The sequence below is a fragment of the Maritimimonas sp. 2205BS37-2 genome (assembly GCF_056591755.1).
On record NZ_JBWQOI010000001.1, the window covers coordinates 1,017,108 to 1,036,410 of the forward strand.

The window sequence follows — 19,303 nt, forward strand, 5'->3', positions numbered from 1 at the left end:
AGTTCTCTTATATTTGCTAAAAAGAGAAAATTACAAATGAATTATATTTTATTCGATGGCCCTAATCGTGACGCCTTATTACCATTTACCTATACACGCCCGATAGCCGATATACGTGTTGGTATATTAACCATTCGCGAAAAATGGGAAAAGTATTTAAGTTTTACGACCACTTCTCTTACGGAGGCGTATTTAGAGGAAAAATACCCCATGGTAGAATTAGAAGAAAATATTTTAATCAATGCTTCTTACCTGCCAACAGTAGCATTAGTTGATAAAGTAAAGCGCTTGCAAGAAAATGAAGTTATTATTAAAGACGATGAAATCGTTGCTTTTTTCTCTACAGATGCTCAAGAAGAAATAGATTTTGATTCATACACAAAGATTGAGTTTGAACACAATCTAATACAGATAACAAAGACTTGGGATATTTTTTCAAATAACCACGACGCAATTAAAGCAGATTTTGATTTGCTAACAGAAGGAAGAAAATCTGAACCAATTCCAGATACTGTTAATTGTATTGGGAAAAATCACATTTTTTTAGAAGAAGGTGTCGATATTTCGTTTGCTACATTAAATGCCTCCAAAGGGCCTATTTATTTAGGAAAAGACGCTACTGTAATGGAAGGTGCTGCCATTCGAGGTCCGTTTGCCTTATGTAATAACTCTACTGTAAAAATGGGCGCGAGAATTTACACTGGCACTACAGTGGGCCCGCACTCTAAAGTGGGAGGTGAAATTAACAACACGGTAATTTTTGGTTATTCTAATAAAGGACATGATGGCTATTTGGGGAATTCTGTTATTGGTGAGTGGTGCAATATTGGAGCAGATTCGAATACGTCTAATCTTAAAAATAATTATGCAGAAGTTAGAATTTGGAGTTACGAAACAGAAAGGTTTGCAAAAACTGGTCTTCAGTTCTGTGGTTTAATGATGGGAGATCATTCTAAATGTGGCATTAATACTATGTTCAATACAGGCACAGTTGTAGGTGTAAGTGCAAATATTTATGGTAGTGGTTTTCCTAGAAACTTTATTCCATCTTTTGCTTGGGGTGGTTCCGCAGGATTTATGACCTTTAAAATGAATAAAGTTAAAGAAGTAGCTGCCGCTGTTATGAAACGTAGAAATATAGCGTTTGATGAAAAAGAACAGCGCATTTTAGAACATATATTTGAGCATACGAAAACGTATCGAAATTTTGACTAGCTATAGACAAAATAGTATAAACAAATAGCCCGTGAATAATCACGGGCTATGCTAATTCAAATAAACTCAAAAATATTTATAGTGATGGAAAACTCATACAGTTAAGTAATCCGTTTTCTGTAGTGTGCAATCCTGCAAAAGCATCAAAGCTCTTTGATAAATATTCAGAAGTATCAAAATCAAACGGCTCATCTTCTTCTTCAATATTGATCTCAACGATCTCGTTTAATTTTAATTCGGCGTTAAACCCTACTGGTAAATAATTTTTAGTATCAAATTCAAAAGCTTCATCACTTTCTTCAACTGATCCATAATCTATATATAACCCCACATAGGCATCAAAATTGGTAGGTAAATAGTCTTCCGTATTAAAGTCAAAATGTACATCAGCCTCAGTAATATTGATTTCTTCGAACATGCCCGTATAAGCGTTAAAATTGCTTGGTAGGTAGTCTTTCGTGTTAAAATCAAATGGTGCGTCAACATCTTCTAAACTTACTATTTCAAAGTTTGGCACGGCATTTGTATCCTTTAATAATGTAGAGTCACATGTAACATTAGGTTCATATTCTACAGCAAGTGCCGAAGTACTGAAAGCGATCAATAAACTAAGGCTTAAGATTAATTTTTTCATGGTTGTATGTTTTAAATTGATAATTTTAGTTTTTTTAATTGTTCTTTGTCTATAAGACGATATTAATTTTCGTTTGTTACCTTGATTGTGTATTGTTAAGAATAATTTAACAGATAATTTTGGTTTTAGTTAAAGTGTTGTGAATAAAAAGCCCCAGCTGTAACCAAGGCTTTTTAAAAGGTTATAGTTCGTTGCTTACTTTTTGTTCTTTAGTTGGGTTAAATCCTTTAGGTAAATATTTCTTAGTATCGAACTCAAAAGGCTCATCTTGCTCATCTATATTGATCTCTACGATACTGTTTAAGATTTCCTTATTTAGATTAAAACCAACAGGTAAATAATCTTTTGTATTAAATTCAAAGGGCTCATCCTCTTCTTCAATGTTGATTTCTGTAATTTCATTAAATTTTAATTCAGCATTAAATCCTACAGGTAAATAATCTTTTGTATTGAACTCAAAAGGCTCGTCTGTTTCATCTTCTGCTACTAATACAGGATATGTTTCTACTACTGTAGTATTTGTCTCCTTATTAGTAATGGTATCATTTAGTATACTACTTTCTAAAAATTGCGATGCATTTGCCGTTATAAAACTTAAAGCTAAAATGCTTGTTACGATTAATTTTTTCATTTTTTAAGGTTTTTTGGTTGTGTTGTTAAAAATTTTAGTACTATGTTTTACAAGGTACTTTACTATAAGACGAGAGATTTAATTTTTTGTTACACTCGTTTTAAAAAAAATTATTTTTTTAATGGTAAAAGAACTTGTAATACATTGTCTTTAATGACATTACAAAGATTTCAAAAATTTCAAAGGAATTTCAAAAACTATTAACTGAACTGTTAATTTTGAAGTACTAATTGTTATTTACAAGACGTAAATTGAGTAAAAATGTTACAAAAAAGTATGATTATTTTAATTACGGCATAAAAAAAGAGCAGTCTCTAACTGCTCTTTAGTAACATATATAAACGAAATTATCTGGATCTAACGCTACCAGAACCGCTTACTTTAACATCTTGCCTTTCAGGTCTACCTTTATAATACACATTTCCTGAACCAGAAATACGTGCTTTTAGAACTTCTGAAACACTAATTTCAATGCCTCCTGATCCTGCAATGGAAACTTCTGCTTCTTTAGAAGATAAATCATAAGCATGTATATCTCCTGAACCCGAAATACTTGTTTTTACACTATTAGTAGTACCTTTTAGGTAAATATCTCCAGATCCTGCAATTGATGACTTTACATGGTTCGCATCTAATTTTAGTTTTAGATCACCAGATCCGGCCAAGGCACTTTTAAATGAATCGGCATTTATAGTATCTTCTGAATATACATCACCAGAACCAGCCAATGAAACAGCACTAATATCTTTAAAAGGCACTGTAATAACTATTTTACTTCTAGAAGATACATTTGTGTTCTTCTTCCAGCGTACTTTTAGCTTATCACCTTCTACATTTGTTACTAAGTAATCTAATAAGTTTTCATCTATGCGTATCGTTAATTTACCTTCGGTGCCAGCTACTAATTTTACGTCGAATGATCCCCCAACGGCAACTTTGTCGTATTCGCCTACCGACCTTGTTTTGGTAACCATCTTACCATTACCTCTTACTCTTTTATTAAACCATTGTGCATGCGCGCTGGCTGAAAGAACAATTAATACTGCTAATAAATATACTTTTTTCATGATCTATTTTGTTTGTTTGATTAGTAAAATGTTACGCTTCCGTAATCTGAATCTATTTTAATTATTGAACCCGAATTTTTACTTTTATGATAACCTTCATAATATTTAGATGATGATTTTACAATTTGCTTCATCAGTTCATACTTATCATCATCTCTTTTAAATCCGCCATAGCTTAACTTCAACACAAAATCAAAAGCAGCATTAGGCACACCTAATTTAACGCCACAATAATCACCATCAACAATTACAGACTCAAACCCTGGTTTTAGTTCTTCAATGCGTAGCGAACCATAATCTGAGGAGATTCTTACACGTTTTGAGATAGCACCAAGCCTCGTGGTTAAATAATCGCCATTTCCGGTAACACTTGCTCCATTATTGATTTTTAAGCTACCATAATCACAGTTGTAATTAATATCTTCGATTTTCTCAAAAACGGATGTTGTATAATCCGCATTCAAACGAATATCACCAGCCTCCTCCACAGTAAACTTAGAATAATCGGCATTAATAGAACCTCCATTCATTTTACTTATAGTTGAGGAACCACAATAATCAATATTTATGCTGTTATTTTTACTGTGTAATTCACCTAAAATAATTTTACCATAGTCACAGTTAATTGAAGCATCTCCTTTTATTTCATTTAAATAAATACTTCCGTAATCATTTGCTAAACTTACATCATTGGTAATAGGCACCTTTACTTTATAATTAATTTTATAATGCACATTACTTCTTTTTCCCCAACTCCATGACCAGCTCGAAGATTTCTTTTCAATAACTGTTTTAGCTGACACTAAGCTATTGCTCCCTTCAAAATCTACATCGATCATTCCTAATCGTTTAATTACTTTATCTTCATCGTTACCACTTACCGTAATTTTCACATCTATTACTACCCTATTTTCATTCCAAGAAGTAACATCTACATTACCATACCTATTATTTATTTTAAGTAAAGCATCTGCATTTACGTTATATTCTTTGCTTACGGTTTTAGACTTCTCGTATTTATGCTTATGCTTACAGGTACTGTTGGGGCAATCATTTGCCAATACTAATGATGGAACAAATAATAAGAGGAGTAAAAGTCTTTTCATATATATTGTTTTCATAATAAATTTGTTGTTAAACCTGATTGAATTCACTTTTTAAGCTATTAATTTCATCAAGTTGTTGTAATAAGGTTTGTAAAACTTCAATTCGTTGTTGAAAGTTACTGATCATAGCATAGACAATTCGTTTATCTTGATCGCTATTCTCAAGTTCAATAGTTAATTGATTATATTCTTCTTCTAATGTCTTTAGATGAGTTAAAGCATTATCAATTATATTATTCGTCTCATCTGATCGCTGTGCATTTATAACTTCTAATTCTTTTTCGATGGTAGAAACAAAAAAGCTTTGCGTTTCTTCCATTTCTGGTGATACCTCTGCTAATTGCATACCTGAATGTTGATTTGGAGTACCTACAAAAAACACTAATACTAATGTAATAGAAGCGGCTACTGCTAACCATTTCCAAGTATTTGGATTCCAGCTGATGGCTTTAGGTTGTTCAGTATGCCTCGCTAGTTTTGCTTCAAACCTATTAAAATGCCCTATGTTAGGTTCTCCTAAATCGAATTGACCTTGCAATTCTTTAAATCTTTTTTCTAAATTATTACTCATAATTCACAACTAATAATTGACGTAATTTACTTTTTGCTCTAGAAATTGTAGTTCTACTATTTTGATAGCTAATCTTCATAATAGCCGCAATTTCTTCATAATCATATCCTTCTATAAGGTTTAGTGTTAAGGCAACTCTATAATTATCTTTTAATTGATTGATTGCTTCAGCAATCTCTTTTACCTTCAATACACCATAATCTAAGTCAACCTTTTCTTCTTCTTTCTCTGGAATCACATCTAATTTAACTTCATTAAATCTGTTGTTCTTTTTTAACTGTGTTAAACTTCGATTGATCACAATTCTCTTTAACCAAGCACCGAAAGCTACTTCACCTTTAAAGGTGCCCAATTTTGTAAATGCTACCAGAAACGACTCTTGCATTACATCTTCAGCTTCAAAGCTGTCTTTTAAGATCCTTAACGACGTATTATACATTGCTTTATAATACAGCTTGTAGATCTCGAATTGGGCACCAGGTTCACCATTTTTACAGCGCTCCAAAAGTTTGGTAATATGTTGACTTTTAGCTTGCAATGAATCGTTTCTGTCCAAAAGACATTGTCATTTTAATTCTGTTACACTTTTTAAAAAATAAATGTACAATTTTTGAGATTGAAGTCGAATTATCTCGTTAGAATCTCATGGTAATTGTTTTAAAATCACATTCCCATAATTCGAATTGTTCTTTTCATAAAATTTTAACGAATGATTATAGTTCACCTAGAACTATTGGCATAAGAATTGGAATATATTAACGACTGTAAATGTCGACAATATGCACTGTGTTGAAAATGAGACTTATACAAAATATAGAGATGCATATTATTTTAAAAAATAAAACGTTTAATGTCATATTGACTTAGAAAGACCTATGAGCGATCCAAAATTCTTAAATATTGACAGTTTGTCACTTCACAATATATTAGATGAAGATTCAGAATTAATTCCATTAATGACTCCCGAAGATGAAGAGGAAATCAATAAGGAAGATGTACCTGAAATACTTCCAATTTTACCATTACGAAACACCGTTCTATTTCCTGGAGTTGTAATTCCTATTACTGCCGGAAGAGATGCTTCGATTAAATTAATAAAAGAGGCAAACAGTGGTGATAAAACGATTGGTGTGGTTGCACAAAAAAATGAATTAACCGAAGAGCCTTCGGCTGAAGATGTACATAAAATTGGTACCGTAGCTAGAATTTTAAGAATTCTAAAAATGCCCGATGGTAATACAATGGTAGTAATTCAAGGTAAAAAACGTTTTGAAGTAGGCGAGTTTGTTCAAACCGATCCTTACATTAAGGCTGTTGCCCGAGAGGTGGTTGAGAAAAAACCTAAAGCTAAAACAAAAGAGTTTAATGCAATTATTGATTCTATTCGCGACCTATCTCATCAGATAATTAAAGAGAATCCTAATTTACCAAGTGAAGCCTCTTTTGCGATTAAAAATATACAAAGCGATTCATTTTTAGTGAACTTTGTTTCATCGAATATGAATTTGCCTGTTGCTAAAAAACAGTCATTATTAAATACTGATGATTTAAAAGACAGAGCGTTAAACATTTTAAAAGAGATGAATGTTGAATTACAACGCTTGCAGTTACAAAACGATATCCAATCGAAAGTAAGAGAGGATATGGATCAGCAACAACGTGAATATTATTTGCATCAGCAAATGAAAACCATTCAAGAAGAATTGGGTGGTGTATCATATGATGAAGAGATTGAAGAGATGAAAGTGAAGGCCAAGACAAAAAAATGGTCAAAAGAAATAGCAGACACTTTTACAAAAGAAATTGGACGTTTACAGCGTATGAATCCTCAGGTAGCTGAATATTCTGTACAACGTAATTATTTAGATTTGTTGCTTGAATTACCTTGGAATGAATATTCTGATGATAAATTTGACCTAAAAAAAGCACAAAAGATACTTGACAGGGATCATTTTGGTTTAGATAAAGTAAAAGAACGTATTATAGAGCATTTGGCCGTATTAAAGCTTAAGGGTGATATGAAATCGCCTATTATATGTTTATATGGCCCTCCGGGAGTTGGTAAAACGTCATTAGGAAAGTCTGTAGCCGAATCATTAGGTAGAAAGTATGTGCGAATGTCTCTTGGAGGTTTACGTGATGAAGCTGAGATTCGTGGGCATAGAAAAACTTATATCGGTGCAATGCCAGGGCGCTTAATTCAAAATATTAAAAAAGCTGGAACCTCAAATCCAGTATTTGTACTTGATGAAATTGATAAATTAGGAAGTAGTCATCAAGGTGATCCGTCTTCTGCAATGTTAGAAGTATTAGACCCAGAGCAAAATACTTCTTTTTATGATAATTACTTAGAAGTTGGATATGACCTTTCTAAGGTGTTATTTATAGCAACGGCGAACAACTTAGGAAGTATTCCTTGGGCGTTGCGTGATAGAATGGAAATTATTAATGTAAGTGGATATATTATTGAAGAAAAGATAGAAATTGCTAAGAAACACCTATTGCCTAAGCAATTAAAAGAGCACGGACTAACTGCTAAAGATCTACAGGTGGCGAAACCACAATTGGAGAAAATTGTTGAAGGCTATACACGTGAGTCTGGCGTTAGAGGTCTAGATAAAAAGATTGCCAAAGTAGTACGTCATGCAGCTAAGTCTATTGCTATGGAACAAGACTTCAATAAAAAATTAACCAATGATGATATCGTTGAAATCTTAGGTCCTGCTCGCTTAGAACGCGATAAATATGAAAACAATAGTGTAGCAGGTGTTGTAACCGGATTAGCATGGACGAGCGTTGGCGGTGATATTTTATTTATTGAATCTATTTTATCTAAAGGTAAAGGAACTTTAAGCATTACTGGTAACTTAGGCAAAGTGATGAAAGAATCTGCTACTATTGCCCTTGAGTTTATTAAGGCAAATGCAGAAGAGTTTGGTATTACCATAGAGGATATTGAAAAGCACAATGTTCATATTCACGTACCCGAAGGTGCTACTCCTAAAGATGGGCCTAGTGCAGGTATAACTATGCTAACTTCATTAGTATCGGCCTTTACTAGAAGAAAAGTGAAGTCGCGCTTGGCCATGACTGGTGAAATTACTTTACGCGGAAAAGTTCTACCAGTAGGAGGAATTCAAGAAAAAATCTTAGCGGCAAAAAGAGCCAATATTAAAGAGATTATTCTTTGTAAAGATAATAGAAAAGATATTGATGAGATTAAACGTGAATATTTAAAAGGATTGAAATTTCATTATGTAGATACCATGAAAGAGGTTATTAATATTGCCTTATTAAAACAAAAGGTAAAGTAGTATTAAAGCTTCTTTGAAATATTATTTATAACATAGGTCGTCTTACTAACATCTTTACATAATTGTTCAATAACAACAACAGTATATAAATCACCTTTATCAAGAAATTGATTGGGTGATTTTATATTTTTAGGTAATAACTTCTTAGAGAAAATTGCCTTAAAGTCTTTTTTTATACTTAACTTATTTACGATTCCAAACCCAGAGTTTAAAATGCTGCGTGGCTTAATCGTAATAACATATTCATAATTTTTATCACATATAGTTTTATTATGCGCTATATGTACTATCTCACCAACAAACTCTATACTATTAGGGTCAGCTTTTACATAAATATCTTTCTCTGAAAATTTAGGCTTTTCATTCTTCATTGTTTTTTTTGTTAAAGTACTATCGCCCTTTTTCTGAGCATTGATTGTAGACTTGCATGATATCATTAAAATGACTGCAGTTAAGTAAAATAGTATTTTCATCTTTTTTGTAAACATTAGAACAATATACTAAAAAAAGGAGTTGACGATGTCAACTCCTTTTAACAAACTAAGTTATTTAATTAATTTAATTCTTTACAAGCTTTCCGGTATATTTTAATGTTCCTCCTTGAATTACTGCAATATACACACCCGAAGGCAAGTTTGATGCATTCCAAGAGAAAGACTTGTTAATCTTATTAATATCATTATTTCTATAAACCATTCTACCTGCCATGTCATGTATCCTTACTGAAACTTTAGACTCACCAAACGCTGAAAGGTTAAAGTTAAATTCGCCTGTTGATGGATTAGGCCAAGCAACTGTTTTTAATTCTGCTTCTAAACTCGCTAGATTAGCTTCAGTTAAATTTGTACCTGTAGAACTTTCATCAACTGCGGTACCAAATAATTGGAACACATGATCGGCTGGAGTTCTTCCAAATGCAATAGAAGTTGGTGTCCAGTCCGTAGCACCAATGCCAAATAAATTCCCTTCATCTTTTAAATGACTCTCGCCTCCATTAACTGTAGCTTGTGTAGACCAGAACCATTGATTTCCTCCTGGGTTAAAGGCGAAACTACTATATACCACTAACCAATACGAGCCGCTTTCTAATTCTACCGGCGCAGGTAATGGTATGTTAATATTTGGATCATCGGTTGCCGATGATGGTGATATACTTCCGCTATTGTACACTTCTGCACCAGGAACCCCTCCATTATCCTCATAAATTACTACCGTAGCATTATCAAAAACAGGGCTTCCATTAGCACCACCGAATGCTAAAACTCTATTAATCGACCATTGACTTCCAGCAGGAACTTCAAAGTCATCCGTAGATTGTACCAATGCACCAAAATCTAAGAAATTTTGAGAAGGTGCTGAACCTATTGGTGATTCCACTTGTTCGTAGATTGCAGGCTCAACCACAGTTACGGTAAATCCTTCTGCTACTGTTTCACCATCTTTAGTAGCTATTAAACCGATCGTTGCACTACCTTTTTGGTCTGGAGCATAAGATAATGTCAAAGTGTCTCCACTTAAAGATGCCGTTACCAAGCCTGGATTAGAATTTGTAAGAGCAACATCTATATCGCCTCCATTAGAACTTACAAATAAGCCCGTAACGTCAATATTCATATCTGCACTATTTAAATCGACAATTAAATCATCTAGAAGATAAGCAACAGATAATGTAGATTCTGGTATTTCAAACCTACTAGGAATAGCAAATTTAGCGCTGTAAAGTCCGTTACCATGAGCTGCCATTGCCATAAATCCATCTTTTCTAGATTTTACCTGAGCAACAACTGCCGTGTTTCCATAAGGAATATTTTCTCTATACCATCTGGTATTAGCTCCTTCTAATTTATAAGTAAAGAATAAACCAACACTAGTTCCTGCATAATATTTATAGCCATCACCTAAAAACGTCGCCCATCTTACCGAAGGTCCGTTACCAGATCCATCAGGATTCTTTTCTAAATTTCCACTTACATCTTCCCATGTTTCACCCGCATCATTCGTAATAAATAAACTTGGTATTCCATAGTTAGAAAATGCAACAATAACTCTATTACTATTGCCTGGATCAACAGTAATTCCACTAACATATCCTGGAGGTAAGCCTTTACCTGTTGAAATATCTACAACGGCTTGGTTATCTAAGTTTGCGTTATCCATTCTATAAATACCTCCCGAGTCCGTTCCGTAATATAATCTATTGGCAACTGGGAAATCTGACACATCTAATGCCGTAATTGTACTATTATCCGGAGTAGCCGTTTGATCTAATGCAACCCAATTTACAGTAGCAAAAGCAAAAGTACCACCTGGAACTGCATCTAGGTCATTATTTCTTAGCATCCTATTGCCATCAGGCATATACATTATATTGTCATTATTAGGATCAAGAAGAAATGGATTAATGAAATCTGGATTTGAAGCAATAGCAGGTCTTATTCTAGCGAATGACAAGAAGTTGCCTCCATCATCAAAGTTTAAGCGATAAATATTCGCAAACTGAGAAGAAACATATCTTGTATTACCTCCATCAGCAATTGCATTATAAGAACCATCTCCTCCGAAATCTTCTGCCCATGGAGCTTTACCGTCATCTGAATTTGTATACCAAGTTCCGTTATCTTGGAAACCAGCAATTAAGTCATTACTATTTGCTTCGGGGTCAAACGCTACGGCATATGGTTGCGTTGTTAAATAACCTTGGTTCAGAGAAATCCAATCAACAGGTTCGAACGTACTTAGGCTGGTAGTAATATCTTCTGTAATAAATAAACCTCCGTCATTAGCTGATAGTACCTTATTAGGGTTTGAAGGGAAGAAGATTAAATTATGCTGATCTGGGTGTTGATCTGGGTATACGCTTACATCGTTCAATGGAGAATATCCTCCAATCCAACTTTCTTGACCTGCTGGAGTAGTAAAACCAGTAGTAGATCTATATAAGTTTGTACCACCTAACACAATAAAATTTGGATCGTCAGGCTTTACTTTGATCATCATATTATATCTTCCTTGTAAGTTTAAATTACCAACTCCGCCACCTATAGAATTTGGCAAATTAGCACTTAAGTCTGCCCACTGGTCAACCGGATCAGCCGCAGCATTATATCTTAATAAATAAGGCGTGCCAATTAGGTTTTCTGCAAAAAAGTAAACGATGTTTTCATCAGATGGATCATAAGCCATTACCGTTCTACCATTAAATATAAATGGAGCGGTATCAGACAATCTTGTCCAAGTATCACCATCGTCAGTAACATAGATTCCATAATTTGGGTCACCAAAGAAGTGAACTGTAGCATAAATTTTACCACTTGGAGTAATCATAACCTCAGTCCAGTTATCAAAACCTCCTGCTAATACTTCTTCAAAAGTTTCACCTCCATCTTGTGATCTGTGCACACCATTAAAAGTAGCCACATAAACATCACCATTTTTTGGGTCAACTGCTATTGAGTTAACAATGTCAAAAGGTGAAGCAAATCGAATATCATCGTCATCTGTGGCTTCTAGTAATTTCCAGTTTAAACCATTATTTCTAGATTTATAAACTCCAGTACCAGTATAAAATGCTCCTCCACCAGAAGCAGAGTTACCTGAGCGCTCTCCAGAACCATAGTACCAAACATTTCCATGTCCTGGTCTTGGATCTTGCGCTATACATGTTATACTAGGAGATTGCTTTCTCTTGGTCATTCTAACCCATTTATTACCTCCATCAACAGTTCTCCAAAGGCCTCCAGAAACACCTCCAGCAAACATGATATTCTCATGCTTTCTGTGCATAGCTAATGCACGGGTTCTACCTCCTACATTATAAGGTCCTCTATTAGTCCAATTAAAGCCTCCTTTTTTAGCTAATTTAGGAGTAACTGTACTTACCGGAAGTTTTTCAGAAAAATCAAGTTCCAGTTTTTGGATTTCCCTTGGTATCTTACCCGTATACGGGTTTTTAAGTTTCTCGAACTCATACTCCATTCTATCTTGAGCTCTATCACCTACAGCTCTTGGCTTTGTTTCGGAGCCAGATTTAGCCGAATTGTCATAGATTTTTGTTTTCTTGTAGAGTTGATGTCCTTTCGTAGCATTTTTATCATGCGATCTTTTTAGTTCTTGCCCATAACTAGCAAGAAGAAAACCACATAACATAGTTAAGGTTAAGGCGATTCTTAACCTCTTCAATAGTAAAGTTTTTTTCATGATGTTAAATTGAATTAGTTTAAATTTTTCTATAGCGCCATAAAATTAATGAAATAATTAGATATAACCTAAAAAAAGGCGCTTATTAATATTAAAGTTTTAATATTTTAGCAAATACAACCATGTAAATGCAAAAAATTATAATTTTTACATTTGCATAATCTTAATATAAAATTCTATGGATAGTATTCTATTATTCTTTGAACAAATGCCTGCTTGGCAAAAATTGATTTGGATTGTTATTTGCTTAAGCTTTAGTTGGGGATTAGAAGGAGGCATCCCATTAGTAAATTTTAAATATAAAAAATGGTTGCATGCAGGTGTAAACCTCATTTTTTTAGCATGTAGTTTGGCAATAAATGTACTTTTTGGGATTGCCACAGTTGGTGTATTTCATTTTTTGAGCACCAATCAACTTGGAGTTTTGTACTTAATTGATGCTCCTATTTGGGTAGAGTTGTTATTCGCAATTATGGCTCTAGATTTTATTGCACAATACGTTGTTCATTATTTATTACATAAAGTAAAATGGATGTGGAAGTTTCACATGATACACCACAGTGACACTAAAGTTGACGCTACCACGGGCACACGTCATCACCCAGGAGATTACGTATTGCGCGAAGTATTTGCACTTTTTGCTATTATTCTTATTGGTGCCCCTTTCGCATATTATGTAATCTATAAAATTATTACCATTTTCTTTACATATTTCTCTCATGCTAATATTAATATGCCAAAATGGATAGATAAGCCTTTAAGCTATGTATTTATAACACCAAATGCGCATAAATTCCACCATCATTTTGAGAGGCCTTGGACTGATACTAACTTTGGAAATATCTTCTCTATTTGGGATCGAATCTTTGGAACCTTTGTGTATGACGATCCTAAAAAAATAGTGTATGGCTTAGATGTACTAGATGGGAAACTGGATGAAAACGTTGCTTATCAGTTTAAAATACCTTTTGACAATACGATCAAGACAGATTATTAAATCTTTTTCTCAGTTTCCTCTAAACGTTCTTTGCGTTTATCGGGAAATGTTAATCCGGTACTATTATACGATGTACCGTAGGTATGCGCTGCCATGTATACCTGTTGAATCGCATCTACAACTTGCTCTTTACTCAATTCTTGTAAAGGATGGATATATACTGACCATAGTAGATCACTAGAAATTGCGTATTTCACATCTAAAGCAGTATGAAAATTCGCTTCCATAAGCTTTAACATATCTGTATATGCTAATTTCTTTTGCTCAATAATAGGAGACATAATTCGCATTCTATTATTATCTTCATCGGTTACACATAATAATAAACGATCTTTAATCATGAATTGCCAATTACCAGCTTTTCCTCTTAAGCTATCAGCAACCACATAAATAATCTTCCCTAGCTCATCGTTACTCATATTTTGGGCATTCATTTTGTTAAAACTTAAGGAAGCGGTTAGAAATATGGCTAAAACAAATAGTTTTTTCATGATTTGTATTTTATTTTTTGACAGCATTTAAGGCGTTTCCTTACCAAATTACATTATTTATTTTACAAATGAGTTTTCTTTTTTACTTCAAACATAAATTATTACTTTTGACAAATCAATTTGAACAATGCAATTTAAGCACCCAGAGATTCTTTACGCTTTATTTTTGCTACTCATTCCTATCATTGTTCATTTATTTCAATTACGTCGATTTGAAAAGGTACCGTTTACCAATGTTAAGTTTCTAAAACAAGTAGAAATTCAGACGCGTAAAAGTTCAAAACTCAAAAAATTCTTAATTCTTTGTTCTAGGTTATTAGCTTTAGCCGCTTTAATCTTTACGTTTGCGCAACCTTTTCTTAGTAGCATTAAGAAAGATGAAATTAGAAATACATACATCTACTTAGATAATTCAATGAGCATGCAGGCAAAGGGTAGTCAAGGAGAATTAATGAAACGTGCCGTTCAAGATATAGTTAAAACCTTTGACGACATTAAGAATGTTAATTTAATTACGAATGATAAGTTTCTAAAAAATCTATCAGGTGAGGATTTAAAACGAGAACTATTAGATCTTGATTATTATCCTATTCAACAAGGCCTAAATGCTACTCTTTTTAAAATAAACAATGATCTTAAAGATAAGATTAAAACTTCAAATGAAATTATATTAATATCTGATTTTCAAAATATTGAAGATATCGTTATTGATAGTTTAAATTTATACAACACGATTCAATTAGAACCTGCTAAAGCTGCAAATATCAGTATTGACAGTGTTTATATTTCTAATCAGAATAATGAAAGTATTACGCTAAATGCAATGTTAAAAAGCTACAACAGTTCTTCACAAAACACGTCTGTTTCTTTATTTAGCAATACGGTTTTACAAGGCAAGTCTAATGTATCTCTTACCGAAAATGACGCAAAAACCGTTGAGTTTATTATTAATAATAACGGTGATTTTAACGGTAGACTAGCACTAGATGATACCGGGCTTCCTTTTGATAACGAGCTCTATTTCTCAATCAATAAACATGATAATATTAAAGTATTAGCTATAGGTGATAACACTTTGTTTTTGAATAAAATTTACACCAATGATGAGTTTGATTTTAATAGCACTTCACTAAACCAGTTAGATTACAGCCAAATTAAAGAACAGAACACGATCATTTTAAATGAACTAGAAGATATTCCAAACTCGTTGTCAAGTAGCCTTATAGACTTTTTAGAAAATAACGGTAGCTTAGTCATTATTCCAAATAAAAACAGCAACTTGAGTTCTTACAACTCTTTTTATCGAGCAATTCGCTTGGGTGGTTTTTCTCAAAAAATTGAAAATGAATTGGCTATTACAAATATTAACTTTTCACATCCTATTCTTAAGAATGTTTTTGAGAAACAAATCAAAAATTTTCAATATCCCACAGTAAATTCATATTATAGCACTTCAAATAGGGGTTCGGCAGTTCTAAGTTTTGAAAATGAAACACCATTTATCAATCAAACCAAACTTCAAAACGGAACTGTTTACACACTAGCTTCAGCTATAAGTGACCCAAACTCCAACTTTAAGAATTCCCCACTAATTGTCCCTGTTTTCTATAATTTTGGAAAGTTAAGTTACAAACATTCTCAACTAAACTACATCATTGGGCAAAACAATGAAATTGAAATAAAGACCCAATTAAAAAAGGATGATATCCTTCAAATTACCGGTAATCAGAGTAGCTTTATACCCTTACAACAAATTGGTAATGCTTCAGTGAAAATACAGGTGAATGATCAGCCCCAAAAAAGCGGATTCTATCAACTTAAGGATAAAGAAAATTTAGTGAAAAACTTAGCTTTTAATTATGATAGAAGCGAAAGCGAACCTATTTATACAAATATGGAAACACTTGCCAACGAACATAAAAATGTAAATTATTTTTCAAATGTTCGAAACGCTTTAAATAGCATAAATAATAACCACAAAACCAGTAATTTATGGCAGGTGTTCTTACTTATTACTTTACTATTTATACTTACAGAAATTGCATTGCTTAAATTTTTGAAACCATGAATATTCTGCTAAAATCGGCTACAATTATTGACGAAAAAAGTGCGTATCATCAACAGCAAAAAGATATTTTGATTGAAAATGGTTTTATTACCAAAATTGCGAATAAAATTGCGAATCCTAAAAGACACAAAGAGCTTACCTTAGAAAATCTTCATGTATCCTGTGGTTGGTTCGATACAAGTGTTTCGTTTGGAGAACCTGGATATGAAGAGCGAGAGAATTTAAGAAATGGATTAAACACTGCATCTAAAAGCGGTTTTACGGTCGTAGCAGTTAATTCTAACACAAATCCGGTTATAGACACCAAGTCAGCCGTAGAGTTCTTAAAAAGCGTCTCAAAAGATAAACTAACAGATCTCTACCCTATTGCTAGTTTAACAAAAGGATCTGCAAATAAAGAACTGGCTGAGCTATACGATATGCAGCAATCTGGCGCCATCGCATTTGGAGATTATAATACATCAATTTCAAATGCCAACCTACTAAAAGTAGCTTTGCTGTACGCACAAAACTTTGACGGACTAGTATTAAGCTATCCTCAAAATAATCAAATTACCAACAATGGCGTTGCTAATGAAGGATATAATAGCACGCGATTAGGTTTAAAAGGAAATCCGGGGCTAGCCGAAGAATTGCAAATAGCTCGAGATCTATTTGTACTTGAATATACAGGAGGTAAATTACATATCCCTACCATTTCAACTGCTGGAGCTGTTAAACTTATTAAAGAAGCAAAGAAAAAAGGGCTAAATGTTAGTTGCAGTGTAGCAGCTCATCACTTAACGCTAACCGATGAAGAACTTACCACCTTTGATGCACATTACAAAGTGGCTCCACCATTACGTTCACAGAGTGATACAAAGGCACTTGTAAAAGGAATAAAAGACGGAACTATTGATATAATTACATCAGATCATAATCCTATTGATGTAGAAAATAAAAAATTAGAATTTGAGAATGCTTTAGATGGTACTATTGGCCTCGAAAGTGTATTTGGAGCGGTAAATACGGTTTTATCTGTTAATGATGCTATAAAATGTTTAAGTGATCATCCGCGAAAGCGATTTAGCCTTCAAGAATTAATCATTAAGAAAGGTGAAAAAGCCAATCTTACACTTTTCAATCCAGAAAAGGAATATATATTTAGTGAAGAACATATACTATCATCATCGAAAAATTCAGCTTTCTTAGGCAAAAAACTAAAAGGAAAAGCCTATGGAACTATCGCAAATAATAAATTGAAAGTCAAAATTTAAGAGAACATTTTTAAAGTTTAATATGTATCTTTAACCCATTAACCAACTATAGAAAACATGGAAAATCTAACCGTAAATGAAGGCAAAACTATGGCTATTATTAGTTATATAACTTGGGTAGGTACATTAATTGCTTTTATAATGAACAATAGTAAGAAAAATGCCTTTGCTGCCTTTCACATTAGACAAATGATAGGTCTAACTCTTTTATCTTTAGCAAATAGCTTTCTGGTATATAAATATATCGGATACGGTGCCTTTGTTATTATTGGTATTGGATTGCTCGTACTTTGGATAATAGGCTTTATTGGCGCCATTCAAGGAGAAGAAAAAAGCATCCCTCTTTTGGGAGATCAGTTTCAAGAATGGTTTAAAGGTATAGGATAAAACAGAATAATCACATATTTTTGAGCCGCATTAAAAATGCGGCTTTTTTTATTACACTATGAAGCAATTATCTCTAGAATATTTAGTTCGGCAACCAAAAATTGAAACTGAAACTCCTCCTCTGCTTATTTTACTGCATGGCTATGGTAGCAATGAGCAAGATTTATTTTCTTTCGCAGAAGAATTACCAGATGAACTTCTAATTGTAAGTGCTCGCGCCCCTTTAACCTTAATGCCAGGTAGTTATGCATGGTATTCATTGTATCTTGATGATTCTGACGGGAAATTTTCAGACATTCCACAGGCAATTAATGCCAGAGATGCAATCGCTACTTTTATTGATGAAGTAAAAAATACATTTAAGGTGGCCTCAAATAAAACCTTCTTATTAGGCTTCAGTCAAGGTACTATTTTAAGTTATGCAGTAGCCTTAAATTATCCTGAGAAAGTACAGCATGTAATAGCTTTAAGTGGATATGTTAATAACGAGTTATTGCCGAAATCTTTGAAGCCCGATGATTATAAAGGCCTTGACTTCTTTATTTCACATGGAAGTGTAGATCAAGTATTACCTGTAGATTGGGGAAGAAAAGCTAAGCCTTTTTTAGATGGTTTAGCCATTGATAATGTATATTATGAATACCCCGTTGGCCATGGTGTAGCGCCACAAAACTTTTATGAATTTAAAAACTGGATAGAAAAACGACTATGATTAAAAAATTTGCCTTCGTAGCATTTATTGCGTGGTACACTTTAAATAGTGCTCAAAATGATAATATCAATTGGAGTTCGGTTCAATTACAAACTAAATTATCTAAAGATGTTACTTTTAATATAAAACCCATTTTTAGGTTTAATGAAGACATCTCTAATTTTCAAAATGCTTCCTTAGACATTTTTGCCAAGTATAACTTTAGTAAAAGATGGTCTGTACAATTATTATCCCGCACATGGTTTATCCCTGATGAAAAAAACAGACAATTTATTTGGACAGATATTGCATATGGTTTTCAAAAAGGTGTTTTTAAGATTGATAATAGATTGCGTTATCACTTAGCCTTAGATATTAATGATCGAAATGATCCGGATTTTATAAGATATGTAGCTCAATTAACATATAATAAAGGGAAAATAAGACCTTTTATTGGAATAGAGCCTTGGTTTCGCTTAAACGGTATAGAACAATGGCAACGCGTACGTTATATGCCAGGGGTTAGTTGGAAAATAAATGATACCTATTCGTTGACATTTACTTATTGGAAAGAAGAAAGTATTAACATAGAACCAAAAGCAAGTAACAATTTTTGGTTGATGAACTTATTAGTGAAAATCTAAAAAACTCCAGTAATTATCCTTTAACGGATTATAC

Annotated in this window: 17 protein-coding genes; 8 read left to right on the plus strand and 9 right to left on the minus strand. The window is 33.2% G+C overall.

Annotated elements, in window-relative coordinates; translation table 11 throughout:
• Positions 1–36 precede the first annotated feature (36 nt).
• Positions 37–1,215 carry a GlmU family protein gene (locus AC1EUU_RS04835; RefSeq protein ID WP_480200248.1) on the plus strand — a complete coding sequence of 393 codons (1,179 nt, stop codon included), beginning with the start codon at positions 37–39 and terminating at the stop codon, positions 1,213–1,215.
• A gap of 76 nt (positions 1,216–1,291) precedes the next feature.
• Here the strand turns inward: AC1EUU_RS04835 and AC1EUU_RS04840 are convergent, their stop codons facing one another.
• From AC1EUU_RS04840 to AC1EUU_RS04865, 6 genes are all read right to left on the minus strand, one after another.
• The gene (locus AC1EUU_RS04840) at positions 1,292–1,849 is read right to left on the minus strand and encodes a hypothetical protein (RefSeq protein ID WP_480200249.1); all 558 of its coding nucleotides are present in this window, start codon (positions 1,847–1,849) and stop codon (positions 1,292–1,294) included.
• Between the two features lie 181 nt (positions 1,850–2,030).
• Positions 2,031–2,480, minus strand: coding sequence for a hypothetical protein (locus AC1EUU_RS04845; RefSeq protein ID WP_480200250.1), 450 nt, complete (start codon positions 2,478–2,480; stop codon positions 2,031–2,033).
• 347 nt (positions 2,481–2,827) lie between these two features.
• Positions 2,828–3,547, minus strand: a complete 720-nt coding sequence (locus tag AC1EUU_RS04850; protein WP_480200251.1) for a head GIN domain-containing protein — start codon at positions 3,545–3,547, stop codon at positions 2,828–2,830.
• Between the two features lie 20 nt (positions 3,548–3,567).
• Entirely contained in the window at positions 3,568–4,653 is a 1,086-nt protein-coding gene (locus tag AC1EUU_RS04855) for a DUF4097 family beta strand repeat-containing protein (protein ID WP_480200252.1), read from the minus strand.
• A 28-nt stretch (positions 4,654–4,681) separates the two neighbouring features.
• Positions 4,682–5,224 carry a hypothetical protein gene (locus AC1EUU_RS04860; RefSeq protein WP_480200253.1) on the minus strand — a complete coding sequence of 181 codons (543 nt, stop codon included), beginning with the start codon at positions 5,222–5,224 and terminating at the stop codon, positions 4,682–4,684.
• Complete coding sequence (locus AC1EUU_RS04865; RefSeq protein ID WP_480200254.1) at positions 5,217–5,780, minus strand: RNA polymerase sigma factor; 564 nt, start codon at positions 5,778–5,780, stop codon at positions 5,217–5,219. The genes AC1EUU_RS04860 and AC1EUU_RS04865 overlap by 8 nt, the downstream gene beginning before the upstream one ends.
• Positions 5,781–6,099: 319 nt before the next feature.
• Here AC1EUU_RS04865 and lon point away from each other — a divergent pair, with 319 nt between their 5' ends.
• Complete coding sequence (lon, locus tag AC1EUU_RS04870) at positions 6,100–8,538, plus strand: endopeptidase La (protein WP_480200255.1); 2,439 nt, start codon at positions 6,100–6,102, stop codon at positions 8,536–8,538.
• A gap of 2 nt (positions 8,539–8,540) precedes the next feature.
• Here the strand turns inward: lon and AC1EUU_RS04875 are convergent, their stop codons facing one another.
• Both AC1EUU_RS04875 and AC1EUU_RS04880 read right to left on the minus strand, forming a co-directional pair.
• Entirely contained in the window at positions 8,541–9,011 is a 471-nt protein-coding gene (locus AC1EUU_RS04875) for a hypothetical protein (protein WP_480200256.1), read from the minus strand.
• An 85-nt stretch (positions 9,012–9,096) separates the two neighbouring features.
• Complete coding sequence (locus tag AC1EUU_RS04880) at positions 9,097–12,735, minus strand: T9SS type A sorting domain-containing protein (protein ID WP_480200257.1); 3,639 nt, start codon at positions 12,733–12,735, stop codon at positions 9,097–9,099.
• A gap of 178 nt (positions 12,736–12,913) precedes the next feature.
• On the opposite strand from AC1EUU_RS04880, the gene AC1EUU_RS04885 reads away from it, so the two are divergent.
• Entirely contained in the window at positions 12,914–13,732 is an 819-nt protein-coding gene (locus tag AC1EUU_RS04885; RefSeq protein WP_480200258.1) for a sterol desaturase family protein, read from the plus strand.
• Here the strand turns inward: AC1EUU_RS04885 and AC1EUU_RS04890 are convergent.
• The gene (locus tag AC1EUU_RS04890; protein ID WP_480200259.1) at positions 13,729–14,223 is read right to left on the minus strand and encodes a hypothetical protein; all 495 of its coding nucleotides are present in this window, start codon (positions 14,221–14,223) and stop codon (positions 13,729–13,731) included. The two genes, AC1EUU_RS04885 and AC1EUU_RS04890, sit on opposite strands and share 4 nt — an antisense overlap.
• 127 nt (positions 14,224–14,350) lie before the next feature.
• On the opposite strand from AC1EUU_RS04890, the gene AC1EUU_RS04895 reads away from it, so the two are divergent.
• Genes AC1EUU_RS04895 through AC1EUU_RS04915 form a run of 5 tightly spaced genes read left to right on the plus strand, consistent with a single transcriptional unit; the run spans position 14,351 to position 19,269 of the window.
• A complete protein-coding gene (locus tag AC1EUU_RS04895; RefSeq protein ID WP_480200260.1) occupies positions 14,351–16,291 on the plus strand; it encodes a BatA domain-containing protein in 1,941 nt (646 codons plus the stop codon).
• Positions 16,288–17,547, plus strand: a complete 1,260-nt coding sequence (locus tag AC1EUU_RS04900) for a dihydroorotase (RefSeq protein ID WP_480200261.1) — start codon at positions 16,288–16,290, stop codon at positions 17,545–17,547. The genes AC1EUU_RS04895 and AC1EUU_RS04900 overlap by 4 nt, the downstream gene beginning before the upstream one ends.
• 57 nt (positions 17,548–17,604) lie before the next feature.
• Positions 17,605–17,934, plus strand: coding sequence for a DUF4870 domain-containing protein (locus AC1EUU_RS04905; protein ID WP_480200262.1), 330 nt, complete (start codon positions 17,605–17,607; stop codon positions 17,932–17,934).
• Positions 17,935–17,992: 58 nt separating this feature from the next.
• The gene (locus AC1EUU_RS04910) at positions 17,993–18,646 is read left to right on the plus strand and encodes an alpha/beta hydrolase (protein WP_480200263.1); all 654 of its coding nucleotides are present in this window, start codon (positions 17,993–17,995) and stop codon (positions 18,644–18,646) included.
• Positions 18,643–19,269, plus strand: a complete 627-nt coding sequence (locus AC1EUU_RS04915) for a DUF2490 domain-containing protein (protein ID WP_480200264.1) — start codon at positions 18,643–18,645, stop codon at positions 19,267–19,269. Before AC1EUU_RS04910 ends, AC1EUU_RS04915 begins: the two co-directional genes overlap by 4 nt.
• The last annotated feature ends 34 nt before the right edge of the window (positions 19,270–19,303 follow it).

What these genes read in the sequence shown, in the direction of transcription:
- AC1EUU_RS04835 (WP_480200248.1), top strand. Translation starts at nt 37, where the DNA reads ATGAATTATATTTTATTCGATGGCCCTAATCGTGACGCCTTATTACCA.
- AC1EUU_RS04860 (WP_480200253.1), bottom strand. Translation starts at nt 5,224, where the DNA reads ATGAGTAATAATTTAGAAAAAAGATTTAAAGAATTGCAAGGTCAATTC.
- lon (WP_480200255.1), top strand. Translation starts at nt 6,100, where the DNA reads ATGAGCGATCCAAAATTCTTAAATATTGACAGTTTGTCACTTCACAAT.
- AC1EUU_RS04855 (WP_480200252.1), bottom strand. Translation starts at nt 4,653, where the DNA reads ATGAAAAGACTTTTACTCCTCTTATTATTTGTTCCATCATTAGTATTG.
- AC1EUU_RS04875 (WP_480200256.1), bottom strand. Translation starts at nt 9,011, where the DNA reads ATGAAAATACTATTTTACTTAACTGCAGTCATTTTAATGATATCATGC.
- AC1EUU_RS04895 (WP_480200260.1), top strand. Translation starts at nt 14,351, where the DNA reads ATGCAATTTAAGCACCCAGAGATTCTTTACGCTTTATTTTTGCTACTC.
- AC1EUU_RS04905 (WP_480200262.1), top strand. Translation starts at nt 17,605, where the DNA reads ATGGAAAATCTAACCGTAAATGAAGGCAAAACTATGGCTATTATTAGT.
- AC1EUU_RS04840 (WP_480200249.1), bottom strand. Translation starts at nt 1,849, where the DNA reads ATGAAAAAATTAATCTTAAGCCTTAGTTTATTGATCGCTTTCAGTACT.
- AC1EUU_RS04900 (WP_480200261.1), top strand. Translation starts at nt 16,288, where the DNA reads ATGAATATTCTGCTAAAATCGGCTACAATTATTGACGAAAAAAGTGCG.
- AC1EUU_RS04890 (WP_480200259.1), bottom strand. Translation starts at nt 14,223, where the DNA reads ATGAAAAAACTATTTGTTTTAGCCATATTTCTAACCGCTTCCTTAAGT.
- AC1EUU_RS04850 (WP_480200251.1), bottom strand. Translation starts at nt 3,547, where the DNA reads ATGAAAAAAGTATATTTATTAGCAGTATTAATTGTTCTTTCAGCCAGC.
- AC1EUU_RS04915 (WP_480200264.1), top strand. Translation starts at nt 18,643, where the DNA reads ATGATTAAAAAATTTGCCTTCGTAGCATTTATTGCGTGGTACACTTTA.
- AC1EUU_RS04880 (WP_480200257.1), bottom strand. Translation starts at nt 12,735, where the DNA reads ATGAAAAAAACTTTACTATTGAAGAGGTTAAGAATCGCCTTAACCTTA.
- AC1EUU_RS04885 (WP_480200258.1), top strand. Translation starts at nt 12,914, where the DNA reads ATGGATAGTATTCTATTATTCTTTGAACAAATGCCTGCTTGGCAAAAA.
- AC1EUU_RS04845 (WP_480200250.1), bottom strand. Translation starts at nt 2,480, where the DNA reads ATGAAAAAATTAATCGTAACAAGCATTTTAGCTTTAAGTTTTATAACG.
- AC1EUU_RS04910 (WP_480200263.1), top strand. Translation starts at nt 17,993, where the DNA reads ATGAAGCAATTATCTCTAGAATATTTAGTTCGGCAACCAAAAATTGAA.